9 protein-coding genes and 1 pseudogene are annotated in these 7,511 nt (G+C 38.9%); 5 read left to right on the top strand and 5 right to left on the bottom strand.

Translation table 11 applies throughout. The features are described 5' to 3' along the window. The first annotated feature begins 93 nt into the window (after window positions 1-93). From EXE09_RS18265 to EXE09_RS18255, 3 genes are read left to right on the top strand one after another with little or no spacing between them, the layout of a single operon-like run. On the top strand, window positions 94-906 hold the full coding sequence (locus tag EXE09_RS18265; protein ID WP_004201164.1) for a subclass B1 metallo-beta-lactamase NDM-1: 813 nt from the start codon (window positions 94-96) through the stop codon (window positions 904-906). Window positions 907-909: 3 nt separating this feature from the next. Further along, window positions 910-1,275 carry a bleomycin binding protein Ble-MBL gene (gene ble, locus EXE09_RS18260; protein WP_004201167.1) on the top strand — a complete coding sequence of 122 codons (366 nt, stop codon included), beginning with the start codon at window positions 910-912 and terminating at the stop codon, window positions 1,273-1,275. A gap of 4 nt (window positions 1,276-1,279) precedes the next feature. Further along, window positions 1,280-1,498: a hypothetical protein gene (locus EXE09_RS18255; RefSeq protein WP_069120563.1), complete on the top strand. Its 219-nt coding sequence runs from the start codon at window positions 1,280-1,282 to the stop codon at window positions 1,496-1,498. Window positions 1,499-1,710: 212 nt separating this feature from the next. Here the strand turns inward: EXE09_RS18255 and EXE09_RS18250 are convergent, their stop codons facing one another. From EXE09_RS18250 to EXE09_RS18230, 5 genes are all read right to left on the bottom strand, one after another. Continuing rightward, window positions 1,711-2,358, bottom strand: a complete 648-nt coding sequence (locus tag EXE09_RS18250; RefSeq protein ID WP_004993315.1) for a recombinase family protein — start codon at window positions 2,356-2,358, stop codon at window positions 1,711-1,713. A 455-nt stretch (window positions 2,359-2,813) separates the two neighbouring features. Further along, window positions 2,814-3,635 carry a hypothetical protein gene (locus EXE09_RS18245; protein WP_130118209.1) on the bottom strand — a complete coding sequence of 274 codons (822 nt, stop codon included), beginning with the start codon at window positions 3,633-3,635 and terminating at the stop codon, window positions 2,814-2,816. 50 nt (window positions 3,636-3,685) lie between these two features. Beyond that, complete coding sequence (locus EXE09_RS18240) at window positions 3,686-4,024, bottom strand: hypothetical protein (protein ID WP_130118208.1); 339 nt, start codon at window positions 4,022-4,024, stop codon at window positions 3,686-3,688. Next, the gene (locus tag EXE09_RS18235; RefSeq protein ID WP_130118207.1) at window positions 4,024-4,461 is read right to left on the bottom strand and encodes a hypothetical protein; all 438 of its coding nucleotides are present in this window, start codon (window positions 4,459-4,461) and stop codon (window positions 4,024-4,026) included. The genes EXE09_RS18240 and EXE09_RS18235 overlap by 1 nt, the downstream gene beginning before the upstream one ends. A gap of 19 nt (window positions 4,462-4,480) precedes the next feature. Next, a complete protein-coding gene (locus EXE09_RS18230) occupies window positions 4,481-4,756 on the bottom strand; it encodes a DUF4258 domain-containing protein (RefSeq protein ID WP_130118206.1) in 276 nt (91 codons plus the stop codon). A 179-nt stretch (window positions 4,757-4,935) separates the two neighbouring features. On the opposite strand from EXE09_RS18230, the pseudogene EXE09_RS18225 reads away from it, so the two are divergent. Next, window positions 4,936-5,862, top strand: a pseudogene (locus tag EXE09_RS18225) (MobA/MobL family protein); the annotation flags it as partial. Window positions 5,863-6,394: 532 nt separating this feature from the next. Beyond that, complete coding sequence (repM, locus tag EXE09_RS18220; RefSeq protein ID WP_130118205.1) at window positions 6,395-7,318, top strand: replication initiation protein RepM; 924 nt, start codon at window positions 6,395-6,397, stop codon at window positions 7,316-7,318. Window positions 7,319-7,511: the final 193 nt, after the last annotated feature.

The following is a 7,511-nucleotide window of genomic DNA, read 5'->3' as shown; positions in this document are numbered from 1 at the left end:
CCATATTTTTGCTACAGTGAACCAAATTAAGATCATCTATTTACTAGGCCTCGCATTTGCGGGGTTTTTAATGCTGAATAAAAGGAAAACTTGATGGAATTGCCCAATATTATGCACCCGGTCGCGAAGCTGAGCACCGCATTAGCCGCTGCATTGATGCTGAGCGGGTGCATGCCCGGTGAAATCCGCCCGACGATTGGCCAGCAAATGGAAACTGGCGACCAACGGTTTGGCGATCTGGTTTTCCGCCAGCTCGCACCGAATGTCTGGCAGCACACTTCCTATCTCGACATGCCGGGTTTCGGGGCAGTCGCTTCCAACGGTTTGATCGTCAGGGATGGCGGCCGCGTGCTGGTGGTCGATACCGCCTGGACCGATGACCAGACCGCCCAGATCCTCAACTGGATCAAGCAGGAGATCAACCTGCCGGTCGCGCTGGCGGTGGTGACTCACGCGCATCAGGACAAGATGGGCGGTATGGACGCGCTGCATGCGGCGGGGATTGCGACTTATGCCAATGCGTTGTCGAACCAGCTTGCCCCGCAAGAGGGGATGGTTGCGGCGCAACACAGCCTGACTTTCGCCGCCAATGGCTGGGTCGAACCAGCAACCGCGCCCAACTTTGGCCCGCTCAAGGTATTTTACCCCGGCCCCGGCCACACCAGTGACAATATCACCGTTGGGATCGACGGCACCGACATCGCTTTTGGTGGCTGCCTGATCAAGGACAGCAAGGCCAAGTCGCTCGGCAATCTCGGTGATGCCGACACTGAGCACTACGCCGCGTCAGCGCGCGCGTTTGGTGCGGCGTTCCCCAAGGCCAGCATGATCGTGATGAGCCATTCCGCCCCCGATAGCCGCGCCGCAATCACTCATACGGCCCGCATGGCCGACAAGCTGCGCTGAGCCATGGCTGACCACGTCACCCCCAATCTGCCATCGCGCGATTTCGATGTGACAGAGGCGTTTTATGCGAAGCTGGGCTTTGCGACGAGTTGGAAGGATCGCGGCTGGATGATCCTGCAGCGCGGCGGTTTGCAGCTCGAATTCTTCCCCTATCCTGACCTCGACCCAGCTACGAGCTCGTTCGGCTGTTGCCTGCGGTTGGATGATCTCGATGCCATGGTGGCATTGGTGAACGCGGCGGGAGCCGAGGAAAAAAGCACCGGCTGGCCGCGCTTCAAAGCTCCGCAACTGGAGGCGAGCGGCCTGAGGATCGGCTACCTGATCGATCCCGACTGCACGCTGGTGCGGCTGATCCAGAACCCCGACTGACCGCATGCCCGCGAAAATCAAGATTTGCGGGATCAGCACACCCGAGGCGCTCGATGCGACCATCGCGGCGCGGGCGGACTATGCCGGGTTGGTGTTCTATCCAGCGTCGCCCCGTGCGGTTACGTCGAATGTCGCGGGCGCTTTGACATCGCGCGCAGCTGGCCAGATCGCCATGGTCGGTTTGTTCGTCGATGCGGATGATGCTGTTTTATATACTCCATAAACCCTTTAAATTAATTAGGTGGTTTATGTCGCACTTCAAGTTTTACTCTGCCGACTTTTATGTTGAATTATCATTTTAAAAATGCCTTATAAAAGAAGCTTAATGTGTTTTCTTATATAGGTTTAAACATAATTGTTGTATATCTTAAATCCAATTGATCTTAAAATTTTCCTTTATTTTTTGTTATGAGTGCGAGAAAATTGTCAAAAAGGTCAATCAGACTGGGCGTTAATTTGTTTTGCATACTTTTTCCTATATCGAATTAAAGTCATATAACTAACACCATAATCTTTAGCTATTTGAGTGAAAGGGTATGAATCGTCCTTATTTTTAAGGGTATGAATTAACTCTTTTAGTTTTTCTTCTGTAATCGCAGGCGATCTTCCCTTGTATTTACCTTTCTTTTTTTTAGCTAATTTAATTCCCTCTGCTTGATTCTCACTAATAATACCCCTTTCAAGTTCAGCTACAGCGCCTAATACATGGAGTTGAAACTTATCGAACTTGTCATCTGAATTGGGGGTAAAGTTCAGGTTATTTTTGACAATATGAACAGACACTCCTTTTTTATTTAGCTTTTGAACAATGGTTACAAGGTCAATCAAGCTACGTGCCAATCTAAAAACATCATGAGCGTACACAATGTCCCCACTACGGACATAATCGAACATTTCCTGAAGTGCAGGGCGTTTGGCAGTCTTTCCGCTAAAATGATCAATAAAAGTTTTATCTAGCTCAAAGGGTAGATCATGGAGCTGTCTTTCAGGGTTTTGGTCTTTAGTGGATACACGGATATACCCCACTCTTTGAAAGGGTGTGTTTTTAATTTGATCTTCAATATCTAAATTTTCTTTTTCCATAACCAGTATAACAAAATTAGATAACCTCAATGTTATATCACATTAGATTAACAAAACAACCCTATTGTTATAGGGTTTTTAGGGTGTATTATTATATAACAATAGGGTATACTCTATAGTTACATAATTCGTGATTTAAAGAGACCTAGAAAAAGAGAAATGGTATTTATTTGAGCTAATCAAAGTTGAGAAACTTTAGAATTCTTGCGTTAGTCAAATTTTAAGCAGCCAAAAGCTATATTTTATGAGGTTTTAGCCAATTCAAAAATTAGATAAACTATACTTTCGCAAGAGGTCTTTTGATTAAATAATAAGCGTGGAACGTGAAAAATCATAAAAAAAGCCCACCTTGGGGAAGATGGGCTATCAACTAGAAACTACAGCATTGATTTCTAAAGAGAATTATAACGCATTTCGTATAAGGTGTATTATGTTAATTTTAGATAAACTTTAAATTAGTGAGCCTTAAAGCATTCTGAACACTTTTTAAAATTTAATGCTAACAAAACTTCCTCTTCTAAAGCTTCTTGATCAAAATTATTCACTTTCTTTGAGAAAAGCATAGTTGCAGCAATAAGCCTACTTTTTAGAGTAGCAAACTCCTCTGCTAAGTTTTTTTCCTCTAAAGGTCTATTTTTCTCAATTCGCTTTAATTTAGATGAATCCCAATAACGTAGGTCATAAATTTTTTTATGTAGCTCAGACTTCATTGGAAAATTTGAAATCTGTTCAAATAAATAATCTATTTGTGCCTTAATCTCATCTAAAGATAATTTTTCAATTTCATCAGAGAAGTTTACTGAACTAGAGTTATCTTTTTCTATCCGACCAAAATTAAGATCTGCTATCCCGAATTCAGTTTTAAGAAAAATAATGAAACTTTCATCAGCTATAGTTCCATCTTCAGTCATCTTAGATTTAACTAATTTTCTAAACCTATCTATTGCAGCCTTACCTTTATTCCTCACTTCTTCTGGAAGATAAAAGTTTACCCATTTAGCATTCAACCTAGGACAATCTGCATTCAAATGAAACGCAGCAGTATTATGTTCATTCAACCAAGTACCGGTATCCTTAATTGCTTCGATAGGATGAAATTCAATTTTTACACCTAATACACTTTTTTTAAAAAAAGTAGCGGCCTTTTGAAGATCTTCTCTTTCTTCACGTGATAAACATGAATTAATATCAATATTTTTAAAAATATCCGATATAAGCTGCTCATCTATATCGATTCTTTTGGTGATTCGATTTAGATTAAAGTTAGTTATATACATAAAACTCTTGCTACATAATTATCAAAAAAATGACCATTATTGACTTTTTGTCAATTGACGTTTCTTTTAGGGAAAGCTAATCCGCCAAATTCTACTTCTAAAACTTCATTTTGTTCAAGAACTTGCAAACATCCTCCAGAAAGAAGCGTGCTATCTTTAAGATATAGTTCGTTGATTAATTCAATATTTCTAGAATCAGATAGTAACTCGTGAACCAATGCCTCAGTAATATCGTCAGTTAAAAGGGATGCAACAGGGGTCTTCATAATGACAGACATAATATCTATCATCCCAGCAATTTTACTAGGAACCCGGAGAGATACCGTTTCATAAATTGTTGTGTTACTTTCAGCCAAAGTATCTTTCAATTTTTCTCTTAATGTAGCCATTAAACTTTTCCTAATTTTCCATCTTTAACTGCTTGAGATAATTTTTCATGAATCTGATCTCGATCAGTAGGTTCTTCTGAACAGGTATCTTCATAATCACAACGTGATTTCAATTCATAAACTGCTGAGAAATGTTTATTTGCTAAATCCAATACCCACCCTTCTTTTGGTGGAATATTCGCTAGTTTATTAGCAGAGTTTGCAACATAATATCCAGCACGTGTATCTAAGCTAAATAAACTATTCAGTAGAATTGCTTCTACAAGCTGATTAAGTAATTGAGATCTTGAAATCCCATCTCGTGTAGCCAAAGCATCTAAAACAGCTAGATCCGTCTTATGCACACGAATGTTGTACTTCTTAATATTAGGCTTAGCTGGATCAACTAAATTTTCAGGCACCTTTGCAAATGCTTCAGTGTTTATCTTAAGTGGCATATCTTCTTCCTTTATCTATTTAAATAAAATTAAAGTCACTATTTGACTTTAATTTTCGATTAAATGAATCATTAAAGTAAGTAGTTATTAAAGTATCTTGATCATCAACTATAGTAATTCCACCACGTCTTTCTAAAACTTCTAATACCTTCATAATTCTATGAATATCTTTTCTTTTTAAGATAATTTTTTCGCCTTTATTACTTGGTTCCCCAAAAATATTGGCTAGCATTATCATTTCTTGATTAATATTGCGTTGTTTCATTCTTTGAACAGAGTGATTAGTTAATTTCATGAACCATCTCCTATTTAATATAGAAATAAGAATATCACGACTAACATTAAAGTCAAATAATTATTTTTCAAAAAGTCAAATATGTATTAATTTTGACTTTTTAGCCTTTCCTCTTCTTCAATTTAACATAATGGGCGTTATGCGCAGTTCATCTGTAAATCCAAAATAGAAATGTCCGTTTCACCGTCAAAACCCGGGAACTGGATCAAAGATACAGTGGAGAAATCGAGCACTGGCGCGAACACTTTGCCGATATCTGCAATATCCATCTCGACATGGCCGGATCCACTTCCCAGGTCGACCACCACAGCTACAAAGACCAGAAAAATGGTCTGGAAGTCCCCCTGCACGAAGGACCGAAAGTGACCGAGCTACGCAGACAAGGTATTGAAACCGAAATCAGCCGTAGCAATGATTAGATCAAACAAAGAAATCAGGCACAGCTGCAATATGGCAGAAATATGGACATGCTGATTGCTGAAAATGAAATAAAACTCAGCAAACTGAAAACAGAACAGCAGGTTTAAATCAAACATAGCGCTAAAACACCACCAATTGACGAAAAAGCCCTGTTTGAGGAAAAACAGAGGGAAACCCTCATTCAACTGCTAAAAGGCGAAATCAACGTAAAAGATGCGAATCTAGAGCTGGATTTCATGCAGAATCATCTGGAGAAGGTCAAAAATACCCTGAGCAAGCAGCAAAACCACGAAAACGAGTTCAATCAGCAGCTCGCCCAAAAGATCGTGAAAAGCGGACTCCAGCAAAGTCAGGCCAAATTGCAAAGCCTGGTCGATCAACACAATGAATTAGGCCAGAACAAGCTGTTATTATTTGGGAAAAAAGCTTGGGAAGCACAACGTGATGCACTTTATCAGGAGTACAAGCAACTAAAAGGCCAGCATGAGCAGCAGAAAAAAAGTGGTGTGAAGGAATTACTGGAAAAAGAAGCCTTCAGGGAACATGCCTGGAAGTAGTACCAGAATCTATACCGATCCTAACGCGCCATTAAAAAATGTGTGGATGAAATCAAAGCAGAACAACAGATAAAACTCAAAGCACAGCTGCATGCACCTAAAATGAAATCTCGTGGCATGAGTCGATAAACAGAGCGAGTGTCTACGAGCGAACTGAGAAAATTTGCTTATCCCTTTCTCTGATTACAAGCTTTTTATCTATTAATCACGTGCATTGCAGAGCATCCCGTATGGGTGCGAACTTTTCAATTTTGATTTCAGATCGAGCGTAGCGAGCAAAAAACTCATGAGCGAAGCGAATTCCGAGTTGCTTTGCTTTTGTTTTTGCTTTTTCTCAAAGTCACGTAAATATGTAGTAAAAATTGCCCCGATGAATCTCGCTTTCGCTCGATTCATCGGGGCAATTTTTTAATGAAAAAGGCTTTTAATTGTTTTTAAAATTTTTTAAATGCTTTTAAGTAAGCTGTAATCCTTTATTTTTAAGGGTTCCAGACTGAACAAAACTAGGTTTATCGACCCATAAAACTAGGTTTATCGACCTTAAAACTAGGTTTATCGACCCATAAAACTAGGTTTATCGACCTTAAAACTAGGTTGATTTACAAGTCCATTAAAATAGTCTATTGTACAACCTAGTTTAATTGTAAATTTATTATTAGAAATGAGTGAATTAATCGTAAAGGATAATGCTTTAATTCAGGCTAGCTATACCTTAGATACAGTTGAACAAAGACTGATCTTATTAGCTATTGCTGAAGCTCGAGAAACAGGACATGGGATAACTGAAAATAGCCTTCTACAAGTACATGCGAGTAGCTATATAAATACCTTTAATGTCGAGAAACATACTGCCTATACCGTACTTCGAGATGCATCTAAAAGCTTATTTGATCGCTATGTCACATACCATGATATTAATCCTAAGACTGATAAAGACCGTAGCTTTCACTGCCGCTGGGTCGACAAAATTGGATATGAACCTCAATCTGGAATCGTTTTCCTACGATTTACACAAGACATTGTTCCACTCATAACTCGTCTGGAAGAAAATTTCACAAAATATGAACTGCAGCAGGTTTCAAGGTTAACTAGCTCTTACGCTATTCGGTTATACGAGTTATTAATTCAATGGAGATCTCTAGGGAAAACTCCAACTTTTGATTTACATGTCTTTAGAAACCAACTTGGTGTTGAAGATGGGCAATATAAGACTATGTGCAATTTTAAACAATTTGTCTTAGATTTTGCTTTAAAACAAATTAATCAATTTACAGACATCATAGCGAAATATGAACAGCATAAATCTGGACGAAAAATTACAGGCTTTAGCTTTACCTTTAAATTTAAAAATAATAAAAACGTAAAAGAAAAATTAGTTGAAAAAACTGAGTTTTATAAGCTCACTGAATCGCAACTAGACCTATTTGCAAAAAAGCTAGCGCATTTACCCGAACTTGGACATTTAGCAGACGAAGGTATGTCTTATGAGGAATTTTATTCTAAATTAAAAAGCATTTTAAAAGATCCAGAACAGCAAAAAAAATTAGTTCCCTATTTTGAAAAAGCGGGATTAAATCCTAAATAATTCAAACATAAAGTTTGTAAAGTATTGATAAAACTAATTTTTTTATAACAATAAATTGTTCCAACGTATACCTTTCAAGGGTCGATAAACCTAATTTTTTATAACAATAAATTGTTCCAACGTACACCTTGCAAGGGTCGATAAACCTAATTTTTTATAACAATAAATTGTTCCAACGTACACCCTGCAAGGG

This window comes from Acinetobacter sp. WCHAc060025 (assembly GCF_004209355.1).
Lineage (GTDB): Bacteria > Pseudomonadota > Gammaproteobacteria > Pseudomonadales > Moraxellaceae > Acinetobacter > Acinetobacter wuhouensis.
Note: the sequence above shows the minus strand (reverse complement) of the source record. Positions and strands in the feature narration are given on the sequence as shown.

What these genes read in the sequence shown, in the direction of transcription:
- EXE09_RS18265 (WP_004201164.1), top strand. Translation starts at nt 94, where the DNA reads ATGGAATTGCCCAATATTATGCACCCGGTCGCGAAGCTGAGCACCGCA.
- ble (WP_004201167.1), top strand. Translation starts at nt 910, where the DNA reads ATGGCTGACCACGTCACCCCCAATCTGCCATCGCGCGATTTCGATGTG.
- EXE09_RS18255 (WP_069120563.1), top strand. Translation starts at nt 1,280, where the DNA reads ATGCCCGCGAAAATCAAGATTTGCGGGATCAGCACACCCGAGGCGCTC.
- EXE09_RS18250 (WP_004993315.1), bottom strand. Translation starts at nt 2,358, where the DNA reads ATGGAAAAAGAAAATTTAGATATTGAAGATCAAATTAAAAACACACCC.
- EXE09_RS18245 (WP_130118209.1), bottom strand. Translation starts at nt 3,635, where the DNA reads ATGTATATAACTAACTTTAATCTAAATCGAATCACCAAAAGAATCGAT.
- EXE09_RS18240 (WP_130118208.1), bottom strand. Translation starts at nt 4,024, where the DNA reads ATGGCTACATTAAGAGAAAAATTGAAAGATACTTTGGCTGAAAGTAAC.
- EXE09_RS18235 (WP_130118207.1), bottom strand. Translation starts at nt 4,461, where the DNA reads ATGCCACTTAAGATAAACACTGAAGCATTTGCAAAGGTGCCTGAAAAT.
- EXE09_RS18230 (WP_130118206.1), bottom strand. Translation starts at nt 4,756, where the DNA reads ATGAAATTAACTAATCACTCTGTTCAAAGAATGAAACAACGCAATATT.
- repM (WP_130118205.1), top strand. Translation starts at nt 6,395, where the DNA reads ATGAGTGAATTAATCGTAAAGGATAATGCTTTAATTCAGGCTAGCTAT.